This is a genomic window from Ensifer sp. ENS10 (genome assembly GCF_014852025.1).
Classification (GTDB): domain Bacteria; phylum Pseudomonadota; class Alphaproteobacteria; order Rhizobiales; family Rhizobiaceae; genus Ensifer.
Genome location: NZ_JACVAS010000002.1, coordinates 22,014 through 43,443 on the forward strand (window position 1 = coordinate 22,014; position 21,430 = coordinate 43,443).

At 61.4% G+C, this 21,430-nt stretch carries 19 protein-coding genes; 12 read left to right on the plus strand and 7 right to left on the minus strand.

Annotated elements, in window-relative coordinates; translation table 11 throughout:
- Positions 1-3 precede the first annotated feature (3 nt).
- Together IB265_RS07130 and IB265_RS07135 are read right to left on the minus strand one after the other, a co-directional pair.
- Entirely contained in the window at positions 4-825 is an 822-nt protein-coding gene (locus tag IB265_RS07130; protein WP_058324178.1) for a glycosyltransferase family 2 protein, read from the minus strand.
- Between the two features lie 9 nt (positions 826-834).
- The gene (locus IB265_RS07135; protein ID WP_053247447.1) at positions 835-1,305 is read right to left on the minus strand and encodes an Lrp/AsnC family transcriptional regulator; all 471 of its coding nucleotides are present in this window, start codon (positions 1,303-1,305) and stop codon (positions 835-837) included.
- Positions 1,306-1,962: 657 nt separating this feature from the next.
- On the opposite strand from IB265_RS07135, the gene trxB reads away from it, so the two are divergent.
- From trxB to IB265_RS07160, 5 genes are all read left to right on the plus strand, one after another.
- Complete coding sequence (gene trxB, locus IB265_RS07140) at positions 1,963-2,937, plus strand: thioredoxin-disulfide reductase (RefSeq protein WP_057250287.1); 975 nt, start codon at positions 1,963-1,965, stop codon at positions 2,935-2,937.
- 117 nt (positions 2,938-3,054) lie between these two features.
- Positions 3,055-3,951: a LysR family transcriptional regulator VtlR gene (locus IB265_RS07145; protein ID WP_034791460.1), complete on the plus strand. Its 897-nt coding sequence runs from the start codon at positions 3,055-3,057 to the stop codon at positions 3,949-3,951.
- A gap of 617 nt (positions 3,952-4,568) precedes the next feature.
- The gene (locus tag IB265_RS07150; RefSeq protein WP_058324177.1) at positions 4,569-4,859 is read left to right on the plus strand and encodes a helix-turn-helix transcriptional regulator; all 291 of its coding nucleotides are present in this window, start codon (positions 4,569-4,571) and stop codon (positions 4,857-4,859) included.
- 45 nt (positions 4,860-4,904) lie between these two features.
- Positions 4,905-6,026, plus strand: a complete 1,122-nt coding sequence (locus IB265_RS07155; protein WP_192494813.1) for an alkene reductase — start codon at positions 4,905-4,907, stop codon at positions 6,024-6,026.
- Between the two features lie 65 nt (positions 6,027-6,091).
- Entirely contained in the window at positions 6,092-6,895 is an 804-nt protein-coding gene (locus IB265_RS07160; RefSeq protein ID WP_192494686.1) for an aminoglycoside phosphotransferase family protein, read from the plus strand.
- Positions 6,896-6,897: 2 nt separating this feature from the next.
- On the opposite strand, the gene IB265_RS07165 is transcribed toward IB265_RS07160, so the two are convergent.
- Complete coding sequence (locus IB265_RS07165) at positions 6,898-7,467, minus strand: XRE family transcriptional regulator (RefSeq protein ID WP_192494814.1); 570 nt, start codon at positions 7,465-7,467, stop codon at positions 6,898-6,900.
- A 37-nt stretch (positions 7,468-7,504) separates the two neighbouring features.
- On the opposite strand from IB265_RS07165, the gene IB265_RS07170 reads away from it, so the two are divergent.
- Both IB265_RS07170 and IB265_RS07175 read left to right on the plus strand, forming a co-directional pair.
- Positions 7,505-8,014 (plus strand): GNAT family N-acetyltransferase, encoded by a 510-nt coding sequence (locus IB265_RS07170; protein ID WP_057250279.1) that lies wholly within the window; start codon positions 7,505-7,507, stop codon positions 8,012-8,014.
- A 98-nt stretch (positions 8,015-8,112) separates the two neighbouring features.
- Complete coding sequence (locus tag IB265_RS07175) at positions 8,113-9,057, plus strand: lytic transglycosylase domain-containing protein (RefSeq protein ID WP_309140263.1); 945 nt, start codon at positions 8,113-8,115, stop codon at positions 9,055-9,057.
- A gap of 49 nt (positions 9,058-9,106) precedes the next feature.
- On the opposite strand, the gene IB265_RS07180 is transcribed toward IB265_RS07175, so the two are convergent.
- The gene (locus IB265_RS07180; protein ID WP_210334435.1) at positions 9,107-10,123 is read right to left on the minus strand and encodes an SDR family NAD(P)-dependent oxidoreductase; all 1,017 of its coding nucleotides are present in this window, start codon (positions 10,121-10,123) and stop codon (positions 9,107-9,109) included.
- A 92-nt stretch (positions 10,124-10,215) separates the two neighbouring features.
- Between IB265_RS07180 and IB265_RS07185 the strand changes: the two genes are divergently transcribed.
- Entirely contained in the window at positions 10,216-11,145 is a 930-nt protein-coding gene (locus IB265_RS07185; protein ID WP_058328218.1) for a LysR family transcriptional regulator, read from the plus strand.
- 110 nt (positions 11,146-11,255) lie between these two features.
- Here the strand turns inward: IB265_RS07185 and IB265_RS07190 are convergent, their stop codons facing one another.
- Together IB265_RS07190 and gyrA are read right to left on the minus strand one after the other, a co-directional pair.
- Complete coding sequence (locus tag IB265_RS07190; protein WP_058328219.1) at positions 11,256-11,651, minus strand: SgcJ/EcaC family oxidoreductase; 396 nt, start codon at positions 11,649-11,651, stop codon at positions 11,256-11,258.
- Between the two features lie 276 nt (positions 11,652-11,927).
- Positions 11,928-14,705, minus strand: a complete 2,778-nt coding sequence (gene gyrA, locus IB265_RS07195) for a DNA gyrase subunit A (RefSeq protein WP_057250270.1) — start codon at positions 14,703-14,705, stop codon at positions 11,928-11,930.
- A 422-nt stretch (positions 14,706-15,127) separates the two neighbouring features.
- On the opposite strand from gyrA, the gene IB265_RS07200 reads away from it, so the two are divergent.
- Positions 15,128-15,757 carry a MarC family protein gene (locus IB265_RS07200; RefSeq protein WP_057250268.1) on the plus strand — a complete coding sequence of 210 codons (630 nt, stop codon included), beginning with the start codon at positions 15,128-15,130 and terminating at the stop codon, positions 15,755-15,757.
- A 121-nt stretch (positions 15,758-15,878) separates the two neighbouring features.
- Here the strand turns inward: IB265_RS07200 and IB265_RS07205 are convergent, their stop codons facing one another.
- A complete protein-coding gene (locus IB265_RS07205) occupies positions 15,879-16,436 on the minus strand; it encodes a single-stranded DNA-binding protein (RefSeq protein ID WP_057250266.1) in 558 nt (185 codons plus the stop codon).
- A gap of 279 nt (positions 16,437-16,715) precedes the next feature.
- Between IB265_RS07205 and uvrA the strand changes: the two genes are divergently transcribed.
- The 3 genes from uvrA to IB265_RS07220 are packed head-to-tail and all read left to right on the plus strand — an operon-like array spanning position 16,716 to position 20,980.
- Positions 16,716-19,637 (plus strand): excinuclease ABC subunit UvrA, encoded by a 2,922-nt coding sequence (gene uvrA / locus IB265_RS07210; protein ID WP_065373649.1) that lies wholly within the window; start codon positions 16,716-16,718, stop codon positions 19,635-19,637.
- Positions 19,638-19,682: 45 nt separating this feature from the next.
- A complete protein-coding gene (locus IB265_RS07215) occupies positions 19,683-20,135 on the plus strand; it encodes a GNAT family N-acetyltransferase (RefSeq protein ID WP_057250263.1) in 453 nt (150 codons plus the stop codon).
- A gap of 41 nt (positions 20,136-20,176) precedes the next feature.
- Positions 20,177-20,980, plus strand: coding sequence for a DUF72 domain-containing protein (locus IB265_RS07220; RefSeq protein ID WP_192494689.1), 804 nt, complete (start codon positions 20,177-20,179; stop codon positions 20,978-20,980).
- The last annotated feature ends 450 nt before the right edge of the window (positions 20,981-21,430 follow it).

Sequence of the window (21,430 nt, forward strand, 5' to 3'; positions counted from 1 at the left end):
ACCTCACGGACTGGTCTGGCGCCGATCCATGTCGTCATGGTTCGGACGGCGCTTCAGCGCGTGCCTCTGATAGATCTTGGCTGCGGTCAGGAAGGCGTAGACTGCCCCCGTCGTCGCTTCGATGAAACCCGGAAAGCCGCAGCGCCAAAGGCCATTGCGGAAATAGAGCCGGTAGAAATAGAGCGGTGGGCTGAACAGCATCTTGTAGGGTCGCGCGGACTTTCCGGCCGCAAACTGCTGGTCTGCCTTCAGCGTCGAGTATTTGTTTTCCTTGAGGATCTGTTCGTCAATGATCAGCGGCCGGTAGTGCAGCAGGCTGCCCTTGCCTGCGGCGCTGACGGCACCGTCCGGAACGATCCCCTCATGGACCTTCTGATTGAGGTCGTAGCGTCCCCTGCCCTGGCGGATCAGCCTGAGGTTCCGCCGCTCGTGCACCCGCTCGGGCGTGTAGCCGTAACCGATCAGATAGGGCCTGCGGGCGACGCGCCAGCCGACCGTCTCCGCCGGTGCATCGAGCAGCGATGGCAGCAGCGCCTTCAGCGGCTCATCGAGGCGTTCGTCGGAATCGATGTTGAGGCACCACGGCTGCGTGCACTGATCGAGGGCGAACTGCTTCTGGCCGGCATAACCCCGCCAGGGCTCATGCAGGAAGCGGATCGGCCAGCCCTTGTCGATATAGGACTGCACGAGTACCGGCGTGCCGTCGGTCGAACCGGAATCTACGATGACGATTTCCGCGCATTGCTCGAGGCTCTCGATGCAATTACCGAGGTAGGCTTCTTCGTTCTGGCAGATGATGAAGGCGGAAAGCGGAAGCTTGCTCATGGGCGGGCCTTAGATCTGAACGAGGCCGATATCCTTGACCTGGCGAATGGTCAGCATCGTGCGCACCGTGTCTACCCGTTCGTTGGCCGTCAGCACTTCGATGACGAAATCCTGGAAGGCCGTCAGATTCTCGGCGACACAATGCAGCAAAAAGTCGCTTTCGCCGGAAACTGTCCAGGCTTGGCGGACGATCTGCCATTCGGCGGTGGCGGCCGCGAAAGCCTTCAGGTCCGCTTCCGACTGGCGCTTCAGACCGACCATGCAGAAGGCGACGAGATCGAAGCCGAGTGCCGGTGCATTCAGCAGCGCGTGATAGCCCTTGATGACGCCGGTTTCCTCGAGCTTGCGCACGCGCCTGAGGCACGGCGGCGCAGAGATGCCGACCCTTTGGGCGAGATCGACATTGGTCATCCGGCCATCACGCTGGAGCTCGCGAAGGATCTTGAGATCGATTGCGTCGAGCTCGACTTGTTTCGTCATGAACGTTCGTCCTTTTTGCGTGGTGACATTTTGCGCGAGGGCAAAGTCAAAAACTTTGTATTTGCTGACGGTTGAGCTGGCCCCGATGGCCGGCGATGTTGACTGGTGCGTCCCCTATCCCGGCGCAGCCGCGATCATCTCGGTCGAGATTCTCGGCAAGGCGCGCTCCAGGAGGGCGAGGTCGTCTCGAGTCGGTGCGTGGCCGAGCGCAGCGCGATGGAACCAAGCACGGCCGGCATTCAACCCCATATGCTTCTCCAGCAAAGTGAATCCGCGTGAAATATCGCCAAACCCGCTGGACAACAAGCAGTCCCGCCGACTATTCGCGGGAAAATGGCATGGCTGACACCGGTCTTACCGCAAAAATGGGCCGCCACCGTCCGAAGCGGCATCGGCTTGGCCCGATGCGGCATTCATTCCGCTGTCGCACTGCTCCCGGCGCATGGCTCGGTAAAGACGGATCGCATGGCCGAAACCTGGTGCACAAACGCGTCATCTGGTGGCAAAACTAGGCTTGGCGCTCAAGCACTTGTGTGTATCAGGGCCGACGCCCTTGAAAGTCGTGGTAGGGAATACCTAAACTATGGAACTATTTCCCATTGACGCAATGGAATCGGACGAGAGCGTTCCCTCTCCCCGTGAACGAAGGACAAGACTATGACTGCCCGTCACGTGAAAGTGCTGATCATCGGCTCCGGCCCGGCCGGTTATACGGCCGCCATCTATACGGCGCGCGCCCTGCTCGAGCCGGTGCTGATCGCCGGCCTGGAACAGGGCGGCCAGTTGATGATCACCACCGACGTGGAGAATTATCCGGGCTATGCCGACCCGGTCCAGGGCCCGTGGATGATGGAGCAGATGCTGAAGCAGGCGACCCATGTCGGTGCCGAGATCGTCAACGATCTCGTGACTGACGTCGATCTGTCCGTGCGTCCGTTCCGCATCAAGACCGATAGCGGCACCGACTGGACGGCGGACGCCCTGATCATCGCCACCGGCGCCAAGGCGAAATGGCTTGGGATCGAGACCGAGCCGACCTTCATGGGCTTCGGCGTCTCGGCCTGCGCCACCTGCGACGGTTTCTTCTACCGCAACAAGGATGTCATCGTCGTTGGCGGTGGCAACTCGGCCGTTGAAGAAGCGCTTTACCTGTCGAACCTTGCCAAGACCGTCACCGTCGTGCACCGCCGCGATTCCTTCCGCGCCGAGAAAATCCTGCAGGAGCGCCTGTTCGCCAAGCCGAACGTCAAGGTGATCTGGGACCATGAGGTCGTCGAATATCTGGGCGCACCGGCCAAGCCGCCGATGCCCGCCTCGGTCGACGGCGTGAAGCTGCGCAACACCAAGACCGGCGAAACCTCCGACATGGTCACCGACGGGGTGTTCGTCGCGATTGGTCACGCCCCGGCGGTCGAACTTTTCAAAGGCAAGCTTCGGCAAAAGTCCAACGGCTATCTGTGGACCGCGGCCGATTCGACGGCGACCGACGTGCCCGGCGTTTTTGCCGCAGGCGACGTGACGGACGACATCTATCGTCAGGCGGTGACGGCGGCCGGCATGGGCTGCATGGCAGCGCTCGAGACCGAGAAATACCTGGCGGGTCATATGCCCGTCGCAATTGCAGCCGAATAGAAGCTGCGAATCGGGGTGGTGCCGCTGAGGCACCTCGCCCCGTGTGGGAACAGACGCATCAGCCACATCCGGAAGACAGGACCCCGTCTTCCGGAGTGGTTTCTTATGGGGGACTTCATGTCGCTGGACTGGGACAAACTGCGCATTTTTCACGCGGCGGCCGAGGCTGGGTCGTTCACGCATGCGGCAGACAAGCTCCATCTTTCGCAATCGGCGATCAGCCGGCAGGTGAGCTCGCTTGAGCAGGACGTCGGCATCAAGCTGTTCCACCGCCATGCGCGCGGCCTGATCCTCACCGAACAGGGCGAGATCCTCTACCGGACGGCGCACGAAGTGCTGATGAAGCTCGAAAGCGTCAAGGTCCAGCTGAGCGAAACCACGGACAAGCCAAGCGGCAAGCTGCGCATCACCACGACCGTCGGCCTCGGCCAGGGCTGGCTCACCGACAAGATCCAGGAGTTCATGTCGCTGCACCCGGACGTGCAAGTCCAGCTCATCCTCGACAATGAAGAGCTCGACGTGAACATGCGCCATGCGGACTGCGCCATCCGCCTGCGCCAGCCGCAGCAGTCGGACCTCATTCAGCGCAAGCTGTTCACGGTGCACATGCACGTCTATGCAGCACCCTCCTATATCAACAAATACGGCGAGCCGCAGTCGGTCGAGGATCTCGACAATCACCGCATCATCACCTTCGGTGAGCCGGCGCCGAACTATCTGCTCGACGTCAACTGGCTCGAAATCGCCGGCCGCGATTCCGACAATCCGCGCGTGTCGCACCTGCAGATCAACAGCCAGACCTCGATCAAGCGGGCCTGCCTCCTGGGCATCGGCGTTGCGATGCTGCCTGACTATATCGTTGGCCGCGATCCGGGCCTCATACAGCTTCCGATCAGCGCCGACATCCCCTCGTTCGATACCTATTTCTGCTATCCGGACGAGATGAAGAATGCCGCCAAGCTCAAGGTCTTCCGCGATTACATCGTCGCCAAGGCCCGGAACTGGAACTTCTGACGTTCAATCGGCAAATGCTCTTTTTGTGAGCATTTCTTGGCTGTTCCCGTAACTATATGTTTTTAATTTGATATTTTGAATGCGCCCTCTATTTTATGCGGCGCATTTTCTTTGTGCGATGCAGAAATGGGCAGGGATGCGCACATGACATGGCTGTCATGCATATTAAATGATTGCTGCCCGCCCAAAAAAGCAGCATACCAAACTCAGCTGATGCATCTTTGGTGGCTTCTCCTCCCAGTGCCACCGCAGCAGCTGTTCCCCTCTGGAGGTTTAATTACCTTCACAACTTATAAGGGCCCAAGTCATCTTGTGGCCCTCTTTTTTTGTCTACTGTTTGAAGACGAGCGAGCAGTGACGAAAATCACAGTCGGCTATTGAAAGCCGATACTTCGCTTCCCATATCAAAATGCAGCTGATGCATTCTTGGTGGCTCCTCCTCCCCCGCCACCGCATTAGCTGTTCCCCTCTGGAGGTTCTTATTACCTTCACAACTACAAGGGCCCAAGTTTTCTTGAGGCCCTCTTTTTTTGCCGTCATGGTGTTCACGGTCTTGTGATTTGAATATCGAGTTTTGGCGATACATCTATCGCTAAAACACGATATGGCGATATACAATGGATCGAGACGAGATATTGAAGGCGCTTGCCCATCCAGTGCGGGTGAACATCCTCGCCTGGCTGAAGGAGCCTCAGCTCCATTTCCCAACACAGGAACATCCGCTCGATCTCGGCGTATGCGCCGGTCAGTTCGAACGCTGCGGCCTGTCGCAGTCGACCGTTTCCTCGCATCTCGCAGTGCTTCAGCGCGCCGGCCTCGTGACAACGCGCCGGGTTGGCCAGTGGATCTTCTACCGCCGCGATGAAGAGACGATTGCCGCCTTCCTCAAAAGCATCGGCGATCTCTAAAAGCAAACAGCTCCTCCCAAGCAGACCTCCATGAAAGGACCTCCCATGGCCTCGCTTTTCGACCCCATCACCATTGGCGACATCGCGCTGAAGAACCGCATCGTCATGGCGCCGTTGACACGCAATCGTTCTCCCGGCGCCGTTCCGAACACACTGAACGTCACCTATTACGAGCAGCGCGCGACGGCCGGCTTGCTGATCACCGAGGGAACGGCGATCACCCAGCAGGGCCAGGGCTATGCCGACGTGCCCGGTCTCTATACGCCGGAGGCACTGGAAGGCTGGCGCAAGGTGACGGATGCGGTGCATGCGAAGGGTGGCCGGATCGTCGTCCAGATGTGGCATGTCGGCCGTATCTCGCACAATTCGCTGCAGCCGGATGGTTTGAAGCCGGTTGCGCCCTCTGCAATCCGTGCCAAGTCCAAGACCTATCTGATCAATTCTGACGGTACCGGTTCCTTTGCCGAAACCTCCGAACCGCACGCGCTTGATGTCGCCGAGATCGGAGGTATCGTCGAGGACTACCGCAAGGCTGCGCGCGCTGCGATCGACGCCGGCTTCGATGGCATCGAGATCCATGCGGCCAACGGCTATCTCATCGACCAGTTCCTGCGTTCCGGCTCGAACCACCGCACGGATGCCTACGGCGGTTCGATCGAGAACCGTGCCCGCTTCCTGTTTGAGGTCATGGATGCCGTGACGAAGGAAATCGGCGCCGGACGCGTCGGCATCCGCCTTTCGCCCGTCACGCCGGCCAACGACGTTTTCGATCCGGAGTCGCAAACGCTCTTCGGCTATGCGGTCAAGAACCTCGCTCGTTATCCCCTCGCCTACATCCACATCATCGAAGGCGCGACGGGTGGTCCACGTGACCATCAGCAGGGCGACCGGCCATTCGATTATGACGCGCTGCGTTCCACCTATGTCGCGGCGGGCGGCAAGGCTGCCTGGATGACGAACAACGGCTATGACAGAGCGCTGGCGGTGAAGACGATCAAGGACGGCGAAGCCGATCTCGTCGCTTTCGGCAAGTCGTTCATCGCCAATCCGGATCTCGTCGAGCGGCTGAAGCTCGACGCCCCGCTCAACCCGCCGGACCAGGCGACCTTCTATGGTGGCGGCGCCAGGGGCTACACCGACTATCCGGCCCTTGAACAGGTCGCCTGACGCTCCCACATGGCCGATGCCCCGTCACCCGACGGGGCATTTGTCCATTGGGAAATTAACCCCCTATGTTTTCTAGATATTTTGAAAAATGGTCATTGCAGCCTGACGGCGAAATTATCATTACGCCTTCCAGCCATCTTCATCCCGTCCGCTACCGCAACCAGCCAGCGATGCTGAAAGTCGCGCAGGATCCCGAGGAAAAGTTCGGTCGCCTGCCGATGCTCTACTGGAACGGGCACGGCGCCGCGCAGATCTATGAGTCCGATGGCGATGCCGTCCTGATGGAGCGCACGGACAGCCAGCGCAACCTGTTCCACATGGCGATGACGGGAAGCGATGAAGACGTGACGCGCATCATCTGCTGCACGGTTGCCGAGCTTCATGCTCCGCGTTCGACACCCGTTCCCCAGGATCTCGTGCCGCTCGACAAATGGTTCGCTTCACTTGAGGCGGCGGCTCCTGCTCACGGCGGCTTTTTTGCCCGTGCGCTTGCGGCGGCGAAAGGCCTGTTTGCCGCTCCGGAACCACCTGTCGTGCTGCATGGCGACGTGCATCACGCCAACATCCTTGATTTCGGCGACCGCGGCTGGCTGGCAATCGACCCGAAGCGCGTCCTTGGCGATCGCGGCTACGACTATGCCAACCTGTTCTGCAATCCGCAGCTGCCACTGGTAACCGCGCCGGGCCGGCTGCAGCGGCACCTGCCCATCGTCGCCGAGGAGCCCGGCCTTCACCCGCGCCGGATCCTGAATTGGGTATTGGCCTATGCCGGGCTTTCCGCCGCCTGGTTCCTGGAGGACGGTGACGACTTCGGCGTGGAGAGCGACCTGACGATGGCGCAGATCGCAATCGCCGAGCTCGACCGTTGAGCTCAGCCGGTCCTCAACAGGACGACGGCGTAGATACAGGTCTCGCCGCTGGCGTTGCGGAAAACGCAATCCTGCGGCGGGCCAAGCTCCAGGCAATCCCCCACGCCGAGAACATGGGTCTCAACGCCTTCCACAAAGGTCAGGCTGCCCTGCTTCACCCACATCCATCGACGATGAAGCGCATAGGCGGATGCCGGGATCGGCACGTCGGCGCCTGCCGGAAGCTCGATCTCGACAAGTTCGAGCGGCAGCTCGGACATCGGTGACACGTGGCGCCGGAGATATCCTGTTTGTGGATCGCGCCAGACCGATTGATCCTGGCGTCGCGACAGCCTGCTCTGGCTCATTTCTGCGCGCGCGATCAGGCTGGACATGGTGAGCCCGAACGCGCCCGCAAGCTTGGCGAGCAATGTCGCGGTCGGGCTGCTGTCGCCCCGCTCGACCTTGTGGATCATCGCACGCGAGACACCCGAGCGCTCCGAAAGCTCGCTCAGCGACCAGCCGCGCGCTTCTCTTTCGAGCCGAATTCGTTCACTGAGCCGTTGATCCAGGCTGTCTACTTTAGTATCCATATCGTAGTCATATAGTGAACGAATGTGAGGAGCAAGCATGCTGATCAGGGCGGCCATCCAAGACGATCTGCCAGTCATCTGCGAAATCTACAACGACGCCGTGGCGAACACGACAGCGATCTGGAACGAGACTCTGGTGGATGTCGCCAATCGAACCGCATGGCTGAAGGCCCGCGCGGACGCAGGCTATCCGGTGCTTGTGGCCGTCTCCGACGAAGGCGACGTCGTCGGTTATGCGTCCTTTGGCGATTGGCGCGCCTTCGATGGCTATCGCCACACGGTCGAGCACTCCGTCTACGTTCACAAGCATCGGCGCGGCGGCGGCATTGGCCGCAAGCTCATGGTCGCGCTGATCGCCGAGGCCGAACGGCTGGGCAAACACGTGATGATCGCGGGCATCGAATCGGAGAACACGGCCTCGATCCGCCTTCATGCCCAACTGGGCTTTGTCGAGACCGGCCGCATGCGCGAGGTTGGCACGAAATTCGGCCGCTGGCTCGATCTGACATTCATGCAATTGGTGCTCCCGACAGGTTCGCCGCGCTAGGCCGCCTCGACAATGACCGTTTGTCGAGGCGGTCTTAGATGCTATGTACGCGCAAGGATTGTTTCTGGAAACACTTCAACGTGGGTCTTCGGCGGAAGGTGAGATCTGGCGCTTGGGCACGGGTCGCGAGAGCGGCGCTGGCGCTGCTTGTCGGCATTCCGGCATACCGAGCGGTCCCCGCGGCCGCTCGTATCGATGAACTCGTCCCCCAACCGAAATGCGTCTATTCAGGGCGGTCGGTCATCGATCCGGCGAAGGCACTCTGCATCAGCAAGGAGAATTTCGCCCGCGATGTTTGCGGCGTGATCGACCATTACGCGACGGTGAACGACCTGCCCGCGGCCTTCTTCGCCCGCCTGATCTGGCGTGAAAGCCTGTTCCGGCCGAATGCGGTCAGCCCCAAGGGGGCCGAAGGGATCGCGCAGTTCATGCCTGGAACGGCGAAGATGCGGGGGCTCAACAACAGCTTCGACGTCGTCGAAGCGCTGGGCAAGTCGGCGGAATATCTGAACGAGCTCAAGTCGCGCTACGGCAATCTCGGCTTTGCCGCCGCCGCCTACAATGCCGGAGAAAACGGGCTGGAGCGTTTTCTCGAGGTCGATTGGCTGCCGACTGAGACGCGCAACTACGTCCTGGCGATCACCGCCTACAGCGTCGAGGACTGGCGCGACAATCCACCGAAGACGCTCGACCTGATGCTCGACAAGGGCAAGACCTTTCTCGATGGTTGCGTGGCGCTCGCCAGCACCCGCAACCTTCGCGATATCGAGGTGATCGACGAAGCCGAATGGGCGCCCTGGGGCGTGCAACTCGCCGCGCACTTCCAGAAGTCGGTGGCGCAGCGATTGTTTGTGCGTGCTGCCAAGCGCCTGCCGGAACCGATCCGCAGCGAGAAGGCCCTCCTCCTCAGGGAGCGCAATGCCAGCTTTGGCCTCAGGATCCGCTACGCCGCACGCATCGGCCGCGAGACCCAGGCGGAAGCAAACAAGCTCTGCGCCACCATTCGCAAGAGCGGTGGCGCCTGCCTTGTCTTCAGGAACTGACGCCGGCTGCAACGGTTCGACGCGCTAGCCATGCGGTTAGCGAAGGGATTCACGCAAGAACGCGATCACCGGTGGCTGTGCTGCCCTCTGCCTCTGTCGGCATGCAACCAAGTCCCCTGAGCGTCGTTGCAACCGCCTCGTCGATCGGCGTATGCGGTTCTTCGCCGAGAACCGCCAACAGCCGCTCGTTCGGCATTCTCAGAGGCTCGCGCCAAACGTAGCGCATCTTGCGCAGTTCCCTGAAGAGCGGGACGAAGGGCGCGGCAAGGCCGATCAGCCACCAGGGAAAAGCCCGAACGGGTAGCTCCGGCTTACCGACGACGCGGAGGATCGCCGCCACCATCTCCGTTCCGTTCCGGTCGAGGAAGCCGCGCATGTGATAGACGGCAAAGCGCGGCAGGCTTTCGGCACGCTCGACGAGGCGGATCATGGTTTCCGCGACATCGGGTAGATAGGCCCACTGGTGCGCGGTGCCTTCATGGCCGGGATAGGAAATCGCCGTCAGCGGTTTTCCGGGCTTTACCAGCCCTTGCGAGAACCAGTTGTTGGCGGCTCCCGGGCCGAAGAAGTCTCCTGCCCTGACGATGATGACGCCGATGCCTGCCTCGGACGCGTCCTTCAGGCGACGTTCCATCTCCTTGCGGATCAGGCCCTTGTCGGTGTCCGGGTTCTGCGGTGCGTCCTCGGTCAGAACGGGAAAGGCATCCCGGCCGAAATTATAGATCGTTCCCGGCAGGAGGATGCGCGCGCCTGAGGCTTTCGCAGCAGCGATGGTGTTGTCGAGCATCGGCAGCACCAGGGTTCCCCAGTTGCGGTAGCCGGACGGATTGACGGCGTGCACGATCAGATCGACCCCTTGCGCCGCAGCGTGAACGTCGCGCGCGATCATGGCATCGCCTTGCCGCCAGTCGAACGCCGGCTCCGCCTGCGCCGCCTTCTCGGCGTTTCGGTTCAAGGCGCGCACCTGCCAGCCGCGTTTGCTGAGCCCGCGTGCCACGGCGCTGCCGATGCCGCCCGTCGCCCCGAGCACCAGCGCGATCCTCATTCTTTCCCGCATCTCGGCCATGTCTCGCTCCATCCGTTTCGATGAAGACAGGATCACGCATCGCCGAGCTAAACGGAATTGCCGAAAAGTCTTGACCAGATATACTGAAATGTATGAGCAGAATAGATTTGAGCTGGGACTTCTACAGAACGTTCCTCGCGGTGCTGCGGGAGGGGTCGCTGTCGGCGGCCGCCCGCGAGCTCGGCTTGACGCAGCCGACTGTCGGCCGGCACGTGGACGCCATGGAAGCGGCACTCGGCTATCCGCTCTTCGTGCGCTCCCCGCATGGCCTGCTGCCGACCGATGCCGCGCTGGCGCTGAAGCCCTATGCCGAGACGCTCTCGGCGACATCTGCGGCACTGTTGCGGGCGGCGTCCAGCCAGCGTGATGCCGTCAGCGGTACCGTGCGCATCAGCGCCAGCGAGGTCATCGGCATCGAGGTCCTACCGCCGATCCTGGCGGAGCTGCACGAGGCCTATCCGGAGCTGACGATCGAACTTTCCGCCTCCGATGCGGTCGAAGACCTGTTGCGCCAGGAGGCCGATATCGCGGTGCGTATGGTCGCGCCCGCGCAGGATGCATTGATCGCCCGCCACCTCGGCGTCGTCCCCATCAGTTTTCACGCCCACCGCCGCTACATCGCGCGGCGCGGCATGCCTCGGGCACTGACCGACCTCGCGGATCACAGCCTGATCGGCTACGACCGGGAAACCGCGGCGATCCGGGCGATCATCGCACGTTCGCCAGAACTGCCGACGGCACGGTTTGCGCTCAAGGCCGACAGCAACCTTGCCCAGTTCGCAGCGATCCGCGCCGGCTTCGGCATCGGCATCTGCCAGAACGGACTGGCGGCGCGCGACCCCGACCTTCTGCCGGTGCTGCCTGGCCTCTTCGAGATGAAGCTCGACACCTGGCTGGTGATGCACGAGAACCTGAAGACGGCGCCGCGCTGCCGCGTCACTTTCGATGCGCTCGCCAAGGGGCTGCGCGACTACATTCGCGGTGTCGCACCCGCGGCCCAGGACGGGGATGCTTCCACTTAGAGCAACTCCAGGAAAAGTGCGAAACGGTTTTCCGTCCGGAATTGCGTAATTTCAAAGACTTAGGTCATTTCAGTGTTTCAATGAAACACTGAAATGATCTAGCGCGGCGACTACCCATCAAGCAGCGTTGTGCCGTAGGAATTGTCGATGACGCAAAGCCATTTGCCGGCATCCGTCTTGCGGAAGACATAGGTCGCCCGCCTCACGATGGAGACATCGGCGCCCTCCGCGTCCACCGTATCGAGCACCGTTTCCATGATGACGAGCGCGGTGTCGCCACCTTCGATCACTTTCATCTCGCCCTGGCGGACTTTCATCTGGTTCTTGAAATGGGCGGCGATCGCCACGAACGCTTTTTGGATCTGGGACTTTCCGGTCGCGTTGAGACCGGGTTTGACGACCAGTGTCGCGTCGTCGGCGTAGAAATCCATCAAGCTCTCAAAATCTTCCCCCGTGATTGCACGGTCGGCAGCTTGGATAACCTGTTTCAGTTCGTGATCTGACATGTCCGTCTCTTGGGTTTGCGCAAGACGGATAAACAAAACCCGCCTTGCGGCGGGTTGCTGCTTTTGGAAAAGGAGCGCGCGTCAACCCACCATTCGAAGAATGGTGCGAATAATCGAAGCGTTGACGTTGCCGACATTTTCCATGGTTCGCGTGTAACGCGCTTCGATCTCGTGGGCAAGTTGCGTCGCTCGCAAAGGGACGCGTGCGCCGCCAATAGAAAAGCCCGCCAAGATGGCGGGCTTTCAAAATCCTTGGCGCTTCTATCGCGTGGGCAGTTAACCCTCGGATTCAGCTGGCGTTTCCGGCGCTCCGTTCTCGACAGCCGCCTCCTCGCCTTCCTCGTCGCCGTCAGGCTCGCTGATGCGCTCGACCGAAACGACCTTCTCGTCCTTGGCGGTCGAGAAGATGGTGACGCCCTTGGTCGCGCGGCTCGCGAGCCGGACGCCATTGATCGGCACGCGGATCAATTGGCCACCATCGGAGACGAGCATGATCTGGTCGTTGTCTTCGATCGGGAAGGCTGCAACGAGTACGCCGATTTCCGTCGTCTTCGAGGTATCGGTGGCGCGGATGCCCTTGCCGCCGCGGCCCGAGGTGCGGAAATCGTAGGACGACGAGCGCTTGCCGAAGCCCTTCTCCGAGACCGTCAGCACGAACTGTTCGCGTGCCTTTAGTTCTTCGAAGCGTTCGTTGCTGAGTTCGCCACCGTCGGTGACTTCCTCGCCGACCAGAGCGATTTCTTCCTCTTCGCCGTTCGTCGTGCGCCGCTCGGCGGCTGCACGCTTCAGATAGGCTGCCCGTTCCCACGGCTCAGCATCGACATGGCCAAGGATCGCCATCGAGATGATGCGGTCGCCGTCGCCGAGGTTGATGCCGCGAACGCCGATCGAGTTGCGGCCGGCAAAGACGCGCACGTCGTCGACCGGGAAGCGGATGCACTGGCCGAGCGCCGTCGTCAGCATGACGTCGTCATGCTCCGTGCAGGTGTCGACGGAGAGGATCTCGTCGCCCTCCTCCTCGAGCTTCATCGCGATCTTGCCGTTGCGGTTGACCTGGACGAAGTCCGACAGCTTGTTGCGGCGAACCGTGCCGCGGGTCGTCGAGAACATGACGTCGAGGTTTTCCCAGGTCGCCTCGTCCTCGGGCAGCGGCATGATGGTGGTGATGCGCTCGCCGGGCTCCAGCGGCAGCATGTTGATCAGCGCCTTGCCGCGCGATTGCGGGGTGCCGATCGGCAGGCGCCAGACCTTCTCCTTGTAGACGATGCCACGCGAGGAGAAAAACAGAACGGGCGTATGGGTATTGGCGACGAATAGCCGGGTAACGAAATCCTCGTCCCTGGTCGCCATGCCCGAGCGGCCCTTGCCGCCGCGGCGCTGCGCCCGGTAGGTCGTCAGCGGCACGCGCTTGATGTAGCCGAGATGCGAGACGGTCACGACCATATCTTCACGGGCGATGAGGTCCTCATCGTCCATGTCAGGGCCGCCTTCCATGATCTCGCTTCGGCGCGGGGTGCCGAATTCGTCACGGATAGCGATGAGCTCGTCCTTGACGATGGTCATGATGCGCAGGCGCGAGGACAGGATGTCGAGGTAATCCTTGATTTCCTCGCCGATCTTGTTGAGTTCGTCGCCGATTTCGTCGCGGCCGAGCGCAGTCAGGCGCTGGAGGCGCAGGTCGAGGATGGCGCGGGCCTGCTCTTCCGACAGGTTGTAGGTGTTGTCTTCATTGATCCGGTGGCGCGGATCGTCGATCAGCCGGATGAGGCTGTCGACGTCATGGGCGGGCCAGCGGCGTTCCATCAACTGTTCGCGTGCGGTCTGCGGATCGGGCGCATGCCGGATCAGCTTGATCACTTCGTCGATGTTGGCAACGGCAATTGCGAGACCGACCAGGACGTGGGCGCGGTCACGCGCCTTGCGCAGCAGGTACTTCGTTCTCCGGCTAACGACTTCCTCGCGGAAGGAGACGAAAGCACGCAGCATATCGAGCAGCGTCATCTGTTCCGGCTTGCCGCCGTTCAGCGCCACCATGTTGCAGCCGAACGAGGTCTGCAATGGCGTGTAGCGGTAGAGCTGGTTCAGGATGACGTCGGCATTGGCGTCGCGCTTCAGTTCGATGACGACGCGATAGCCTTGACGGTCCGATTCGTCGCGCAGATCCGAGATGCCCTCGATGCGCTTCTCGCGCACGAGTTCGGCCATCTTCTCGATCATCGTTGCCTTGTTCACCTGGAAGGGGATCTCGGTGATGATGATCTGCTCGCGGTCGCCGCGCATCGGCTCGACATGCGCACGGCCACGCATGATGACCGAACCGCGGCCGGTCTCGTAGGCCGAACGGATGCCGGAGCGGCCGAGGATCAATGCGCCGGTCGGGAAGTCCGGGCCCGGGATGATCTCCATCAATTCCGGCAGTTCGATCGCCGGATTGTCGATCAGCGCCATGCAGCCGTCGATGACTTCGACCAGGTTATGCGGCGGGATGTTCGTCGCCATGCCGACGGCGATACCGCCGGCGCCATTGACGAGCAGGTTGGGGAACTTCGCCGGAACGACGGACGGCTCGCTCAGCGTGCCATCATAGTTGTCGCGGAAATCGACGGTTTCCTTGTCGAGATCATCGAGCAGCGTATGGGCCGCCTTCTGCAGGCGGCATTCGGTGTAGCGCTCGGCTGCCGGCGGGTCGCCGTCGACCGAACCGAAGTTGCCCTGGCCGTCGATCAGCGGCAGGCGGAGAGACCAGTCCTGCGCCATACGCGCCAGCGCATCGTAGATCGCTGCGTTGCCGTGCGGGTGATACTTACCCATCACGTCCCCGGTGACGCGGGCGCATTTGACGTATTTCTTGTTCCAGTCGATGCCGAGCTCGCTCATCCCGTAGAGGATGCGGCGGTGCACGGGTTTCAGACCGTCACGCACGTCGGGAAGCGCGCGGCTGACGATGACGCTCATCGCGTAATCGAGATAGGACCGCTGCATTTCCTCGATGATGGAAATCGGCTCGATGCCTGGCGGAGTTTTTCCGCCGCCGGGAGTGCTTTGCTCAGTCAATGGTGATCACGATCTTTGTTCAGAATCAGTCGGATATTTATAGCGGATTGCCACGGGAAGCGCCAATTTGCGGCCCTTCGCGCCGTTCACCCGCCAACCTGTGAAGATGTCACTGTAACGCTTTGATTCGCTGCATGATTCGTTCGACAGTCCAGATCAGGAGCCGAAGAGCCATGCGGCAGTTGTGAACAGTCTTTTGCCGCCGGAGCAGGCTTTTCTAGGGCATCGCGCGGGAAATCGGAAGACCCCTGCCGCCAATCGCCGCGACGCCGCGCATTTGCGGTCCGATTGCCGCAAGGGATTGCTCATTAAGTCATTGCTGAGACTTTGTTTGCCGCCCTCTTCCCAAGCCCGTGCCGCTTGCCTAACAATGCCTTCATGCCACCGGGAAAACCCGGGGCGAAATCCGGAAGGGGAAACGGATGTTCAATGTCGACCTCCTGGTCAATGCACTCACCACGCTTCTCGTCACGCTCGATCCGCCCGGCCTCGCGCCGATCTTCCTAAGTCTGACGGTCGGTCTCAGCCGACAGGAGCGCTTTCAGGTGGCCACGCGCGGCTCGCTGATCGCCTTCTTCATCCTTGCCGCCTTCGCCGTGTTCGGCAACGGCATCCTCGGGCTGCTCGGCATCTCGATCGGCGCCTTCCGCATCGCCGGCGGTCTTCTACTGTTCTGGATCTCTTTCGAGATGATTTTCGAGAAGCGGCAGGAACGCAAGGAAAAGACCGGCGAGAACGCGACCACCAAGGATCACATCCATAACATCGCGGTCTTTCCCCTCGCGCTTCCCCTGATTGCCGGGCCAGGCGCGATCTCCGCGACGATCCTGCTCGCCGGCTCGTTCCCGACGGCGGTCGAGCGCACGCAACTCTTGATCGTCATCGCGCTGTCTATGCTCAGCCTGTTCCTTGCGCTCGTCATCGCCGAGCGCATCGACCGGTTTCTCGGTGTCACCGGCCGCGCCATCCTGACGCGCCTGCTCGGCGTCATCCTGGCGGCGCTGGCGGTGCAGTTCGTTGTCGACGGCGTCAAATCGGCAATGGCGCTTTAGAGCCGCGGCTGATCGCCTTTGTCGCCGAACGAGCGACAAAGAGAACGGACAACAAAAAACGCCATGTCCCAGAGGACATGGCGTTTTGCGTCAATACTGATCGACACTGATCGATGGGCGATCAGAACGGAATGTCGTCGTCCATGTCGCGCGAGAAGCCACCGCCCTGGCCGCCTTGACCGCCCTGGCCACCGCCCGAACGGCCGCCACCGGAAGACTGGCGCGACTGGTCGTAGTCGTCGTAACCACCGCCGCCACCACCGCCGTAGTTGCTGCCGCCAAAGTCGCCGCCGCCACCGCGGCTGACGCCGGAGCCGCCGCCCTCGCCGCGACCGTCCAGCATCGTCAGCGTCGAGTTGAAGCCCTGCAGCACGATTTCGGTCGAATAACGGTCGTTGCCGTTCTGGTCCTGCCACTTGCGCGTCTGCAGCGCGCCTTCGATATAGAGCTTGGCGCCCTTCTTCACATATTGTTCGACGACCTTGCAGAGGCCCTCGTTGAAGACGACTACCGTGTGCCATTCGGTCTTTTCCTTGCGCTCGCCGCTGTTGCGGTCGCGCCAGGATTCCGAGGTTGCGATGCGCAGGTTGGCAATCGGCCGGCCGTCCTGCGTGCGCCGGATTTCCGGGTCTGCCCCGACATTTCCGATCAAGATTACCTTGTTGACGCTTCCAGCCATGTTGCTTTTCCCGTGGTTTCACCGGGCCGCCGGCCCAGCTTGGAATTTCAAGAGCGCGCATCTTAGCGGTCCGATGCCGCCGATACGCCCCGCCTCGCACATAATCCACAACAGATTTGGTCGTTTTATGGGCGATTTGTTCTTTCTTTGTTCTAGTATTTGGCTATGATCCTGTCAACCGACTCGAATTGGCCGCCTGTTTTGCCGATTGCGCCTCGACATGGGCGTTAGCGTCATTACATAGGGGGCTTTCAACCGACATGCAAAAGCTGGCTTCCGATGAGTGAACTCAAGACCATCTCCATTCGTGGTGCGCGCGAGCACAATCTGAAAGGCATCGACCTCGATCTGCCGCGCAACAAGCTGATCGTGATGACCGGACTTTCCGGCTCCGGCAAGTCCTCGCTCGCCTTCGATACGATCTATGCCGAAGGGCAGCGCCGCTATGTCGAGAGCCTGTCGGCCTATGCGCGTCAGTTCCTCGAGATGATGCAGAAGCCGGATGTCGACCAGATCGACGGCCTGTCGCCGGCGATCTCGATCGAACAGAAGACGACCTCGCGCAACCCGCGCTCGACGGTCGGCACGGTCACCGAAATCTACGACTATATGCGCCTGCTCTTCGCGCGCGTCGGCGTGCCCTATTCGCCGGCGACGGGCCTTCCGATCGAGAGCCAGACGGTCAGCCAGATGGTCGACCGCGTGCTGGAATTCGGCGAAGGCACGCGCCTTTACATTCTTGCGCCGCTCGTTCGCGGCCGCAAGGGCGAATACAAGAAGGAACTCGCCGAGCTGATGAAGAAGGGCTTTCAGCGCGTCAAGGTCGACGGCACCTTCTACGAGATCGCCGAAGTTCCGGCGCTTGACAAGAAATACAAGCACGACATCGATGTGGTGGTCGACCGTGTCGTCGTCCGGCCCGACCTCGCCTCGCGCCTCGCCGACAGCCTGGAGACCTGCCTGACGCTGGCCGATGGGCTTGCTGTGGCCGAGTTTGCCGACAAGCCGCTGCCGCCGGAAGAAACCGCCGCCGGCGGTTCGGCCAACAAGTCGCTCAACGAGACCCATGAGCGCGTGCTGTTCTCGGAAAAATTCGCCTGCCCGGTCTCCGGCTTCACGATCTCCGAGATCGAGCCGCGCCTGTTCTCCTTCAACAACCCCTTCGGCGCCTGCCCGACCTGCGACGGCCTCGGCAGCCAGCAGAAGATCGACGTGGCGCTGATCGTTCCGGAGGAGCACCGGACGCTGCGCGACGGCGCGATTGCGCCCTGGGCCAAGTCCTCCTCGCCTTACTACAACCAGACGCTCGAAGCGCTCGGCAAGGCCTTCGGCTTCAAGCTCGGCAATCGCTGGAACGAACTGTCCTCCGCAGCGCAGAATGCGATCCTGCACGGAACGGAAGAGAAGATCGTCTTCCACTATGAGGACGGCGCTCGTTCCTACAACACCACCAAGAATTTCGAGGGCATCGTGCCCAATCTGGAGCGTCGCTGGAAGGAGACCGACAGCGCCTGGGCGCGCGAGGAAATCGAGCGCTACATGTCGGCGGCGCCCTGCCCGGCCTGCGCCGGCTTCCGGCTGAAGCCTGAGGCGCTTGCGGTCAAGATCGACAAGCTGCACATCGGCCAAGTCACCGAGATGTCGATCCGCATCGCGCGCGACTGGTTCGAAGCGCTGCCGGCGCATCTCAACACCAAGCAGAATGAGATCGCGGTTCGCATCCTCAAGGAGATTCGCGACCGTCTGCGCTTCCTCAACGACGTCGGCCTTGAATATCTCAGCCTGTCGCGCAACTCCGGAACGCTCTCGGGCGGTGAAAGCCAACGCATCCGGCTCGCGTCGCAGATCGGTTCGGGGCTGACGGGTGTGCTCTACGTGCTCGACGAGCCGTCGATCGGCCTGCACCAGCGCGACAACGCCCGCCTGCTCGAAACCCTTCGCCACCTGCGCGACATCGGCAACACCGTGATCGTCGTCGAGCATGACGAAGACGCGATCCTGACGGCCGACTATGTCGTCGATATCGGTCCGGCCGCCGGCATCCACGGCGGCGAGGTCATCGCGCAAGGGGCGCCCGCCGATGTCATGGCCAATCCGAAATCGCTGACCGGCAAGTATCTGTCCGGCGAGCTTTCGGTCGCGGTTCCGAGCGAGCGCCGCAAGCCCAAGAAGAAAAAGGAAATCACCGTCGTCGGCGCGCGCGCCAACAACCTGAAGAACGTCACCGCCTCGATCCCGCTCGGCGTCTTCACCGCCGTAACTGGCGTTTCCGGAGGCGGCAAGTCGACCTTCCTGATCGAAACGCTCTACAAGTCCGCCGCCCGCCGCATCATGGGCGCGCGCGAGAACCCAGCCGAGCATGACCGTATCGATGGCTTCGAGCATATCGACAAGGTGATCGACATCGACCAGTCGCCGATCGGCCGCACGCCGCGTTCGAACCCGGCGACCTATACCGGCGCCTTCACGCCGATCCGCGACTGGTTCGCCGGTCTGCCGGAGGCAAAGACGCGCGGCTACCAGCCGGGCCGCTTCTCCTTCAACGTCAAGGGCGGCCGCTGCGAGGCCTGCCAGGGCGACGGCGTCATCAAGATCGAGATGCACTTCCTGCCGGATGTCTACGTCACTTGCGACGTCTGCCACGGCAAGCGCTACAACCGCGAAACGCTCGATGTGCACTTCAAGGGCAAGTCGATCGCCGACGTGCTCGACATGACGGTCGAGGAAGGCGTCGAGTTCTTTGCCGCCGTCCCGGCCGTGCGCGACAAGCTGGTGACGCTCAACCAGGTCGGCCTCGGCTACATCAAGGTGGGTCAGCAGGCAAACACGCTCTCGGGCGGCGAAGCCCAGCGCGTTAAGCTCGCCAAGGAACTGTCGAAACGTTCGACAGGCCGTACGCTTTATATCCTCGACGAGCCGACGACCGGGCTGCATTTCCATGACGTAGCCAAGCTTCTTGAAGTTCTGCATGAGCTCGTCAACCAGGGCAATTCCGTCGTCGTCATCGAGCACAATCTCGAAGTCATCAAGACCGCCGACTGGGTCATCGACTTCGGTCCCGAGGGCGGCGATGGTGGCGGCGAGGTCATCGCCAAGGGCACACCTGAGGAGGTGGTCAAGGAGAAGCGTTCCTATACCGGCCAGTTCCTGAAGGAACTTCTCGATCGCCGGCCGATGAAAAAGGTCGAGGCGGCGGAGTGAACGCCTCGGCGCCTATCAGCGACCGGAAGAGGTGAGCGCGTTGTGATGCGGCCTGCGCGTTTGGAAGATCTGGCTGCGATGCAAAGCGTCACGGAGGCGGCCTACGAGCCCTATCGGGCGCTGCTTGGCGGGCCGCCGCTCCCGGTAACCGAAGACTACGCGCCCCGCATTCTTCGCAGCGAGATTTGGCTTCGGGAGCAGGATGACGTTGTCGCGGCCCTTGCCGTTTTCGAGCGGCACGCCGATCACCTGCTGATTTTCAGCATTGCAGTTGCGCCAGCCTGTCAGGGTCAGGGGCTGGGCATTGAACTGCTGAAATTCCTGGACAGCAAGGCGGTCGAGTGGGGCTTGCCGGAGGTGCGGCTCTACACCAATTCACGAATGGAGCGAAACATCGCGCTCTATCGCGCCTATGGATTTCAAGAAACGGGTCGCCGACCCAATCCCTATCGTCCAGGGTGGACACTCGTGGACATGACGAAATCGATCAAAGACTGAAAGCACGCGGTCAAGCGACGACCGTTGTTGAGGAGGATGGCATGGCAAAATCCGGAAAGATCCGCGTTGGCATCGGCGGCTGGACCTTCGAGCCCTGGGAGGGCACCTTCTATCCGAGCACGCTGGCCAAGAAGCGCCAGCTCGAATTCGCCGGCAAGCAGCTTCGCGCGATCGAGGTGAACGGCACCTATTATTCGTCGCAGAAGCCCGCGACCTTTGCCAAGTGGGCCTCCGAAGTGCCGGAGGATTTCATCTTTTCGTTGAAGGCAAGCCGCTTCGTCACCAACCGCAAGGTTCTCTCGGAAGCCGGTGAATCCATGGAGCGATTCCTGACGCAGGGCTTGACCGAGCTTGGGCCTCATCTCGGACCGATCCTCTGGCAGTTCGCGCCGACGAAGAAGTTCGAGCCTGACGACTTCGAGGGTTTTCTGAAACTTCTGCCGGCAAAGCAGGATGGGCTTCCGCTCCGCCATGTGGTCGAGGTGCGCAATCCCACCTTCCAGGCTCCGGAGTTCGTGGCGCTGCTGGAGAAATACGGCGTTGCCGTGGTGCTCGCCGAGCATGCGGATTATCCGATGATCGCAGATGTCACCGCCGACTTCGTCTATCTGCGTCTGCAGAAGGGCAGCGACGATATCGAGACCTGCTATGCGGCCGACAAGCTCGACCTTTGGGCCGAGCGCGCCAAGAGCTTTGCCAGTGGCGACGAACCGAGTGGGCTTGAAAAGAGCGCCCCGGACCGCAAGGCCAAGAAAGAGCCGCGCGATGTGTTTGCGTACTTCATCACCGAGGGCAAGGTGAATGCGCCGAATGGTGCCCGCGAGTTGCAGAAGCGCGTCGATTGATTTCCAAGGCGGGATCAGTGCGTGCCGCTGATCCCGCTCACCCCCTCACGAACCTGCCAGTCTTTGCACGTGCGCCGTTTCACTGGCCAAGAGTGAGATCTAAATAGGCTCTATAGGTAATGCCGGTACTCCGTTCGGAAGCCAAAAGGCCAGCGGCCTCAAGGCGTAAGGCGCGAATCACCACGCCCACCCCATATCGTTTTCCTGAGCGCAACCGAGGGTACCGTTGGGGATGGTTTTTATGCGGTTTTTTACCCGTCAATTTTTTGATTTGGCGCTGACCGTTGCGTTAGTCTCACAGGCAACCTCTGGAAGTGCCTGATTTTCATGGGGTTGGCCGATGTCCCCGTTTTCCACAGTCGGTCCACACAACATCTAGCGCTCAAACTTCCGTCACAAACCACCCCTTGACGCCCCCGGACGATTCACGGTTAATGGATTTCACGTTGC

Excerpts from the sequence above, each read along its gene's own strand:
- IB265_RS07130 (WP_058324178.1), bottom strand. The coding sequence starts at position 825 with ATGAGCAAGCTTCCGCTTTCCGCCTTCATCATCTGCCAGAACGAAGAA.
- IB265_RS07135 (WP_053247447.1), bottom strand. The coding sequence starts at position 1,305 with ATGACGAAACAAGTCGAGCTCGACGCAATCGATCTCAAGATCCTTCGC.
- trxB (WP_057250287.1), top strand. The coding sequence starts at position 1,963 with ATGACTGCCCGTCACGTGAAAGTGCTGATCATCGGCTCCGGCCCGGCC.
- IB265_RS07145 (WP_034791460.1), top strand. The coding sequence starts at position 3,055 with ATGTCGCTGGACTGGGACAAACTGCGCATTTTTCACGCGGCGGCCGAG.
- IB265_RS07150 (WP_058324177.1), top strand. The coding sequence starts at position 4,569 with ATGGATCGAGACGAGATATTGAAGGCGCTTGCCCATCCAGTGCGGGTG.
- IB265_RS07155 (WP_192494813.1), top strand. The coding sequence starts at position 4,905 with ATGGCCTCGCTTTTCGACCCCATCACCATTGGCGACATCGCGCTGAAG.
- IB265_RS07160 (WP_192494686.1), top strand. The coding sequence starts at position 6,092 with ATGTTTTCTAGATATTTTGAAAAATGGTCATTGCAGCCTGACGGCGAA.
- IB265_RS07165 (WP_192494814.1), bottom strand. The coding sequence starts at position 7,467 with ATGGATACTAAAGTAGACAGCCTGGATCAACGGCTCAGTGAACGAATT.
- IB265_RS07170 (WP_057250279.1), top strand. The coding sequence starts at position 7,505 with ATGCTGATCAGGGCGGCCATCCAAGACGATCTGCCAGTCATCTGCGAA.
- IB265_RS07180 (WP_210334435.1), bottom strand. The coding sequence starts at position 10,123 with ATGGCCGAGATGCGGGAAAGAATGAGGATCGCGCTGGTGCTCGGGGCG.
- IB265_RS07185 (WP_058328218.1), top strand. The coding sequence starts at position 10,216 with ATGAGCAGAATAGATTTGAGCTGGGACTTCTACAGAACGTTCCTCGCG.
- IB265_RS07190 (WP_058328219.1), bottom strand. The coding sequence starts at position 11,651 with ATGTCAGATCACGAACTGAAACAGGTTATCCAAGCTGCCGACCGTGCA.
- IB265_RS07200 (WP_057250268.1), top strand. The coding sequence starts at position 15,128 with ATGTTCAATGTCGACCTCCTGGTCAATGCACTCACCACGCTTCTCGTC.
- IB265_RS07205 (WP_057250266.1), bottom strand. The coding sequence starts at position 16,436 with ATGGCTGGAAGCGTCAACAAGGTAATCTTGATCGGAAATGTCGGGGCA.
- uvrA (WP_065373649.1), top strand. The coding sequence starts at position 16,716 with ATGAGTGAACTCAAGACCATCTCCATTCGTGGTGCGCGCGAGCACAAT.
- IB265_RS07215 (WP_057250263.1), top strand. The coding sequence starts at position 19,683 with ATGCGGCCTGCGCGTTTGGAAGATCTGGCTGCGATGCAAAGCGTCACG.
- IB265_RS07220 (WP_192494689.1), top strand. The coding sequence starts at position 20,177 with ATGGCAAAATCCGGAAAGATCCGCGTTGGCATCGGCGGCTGGACCTTC.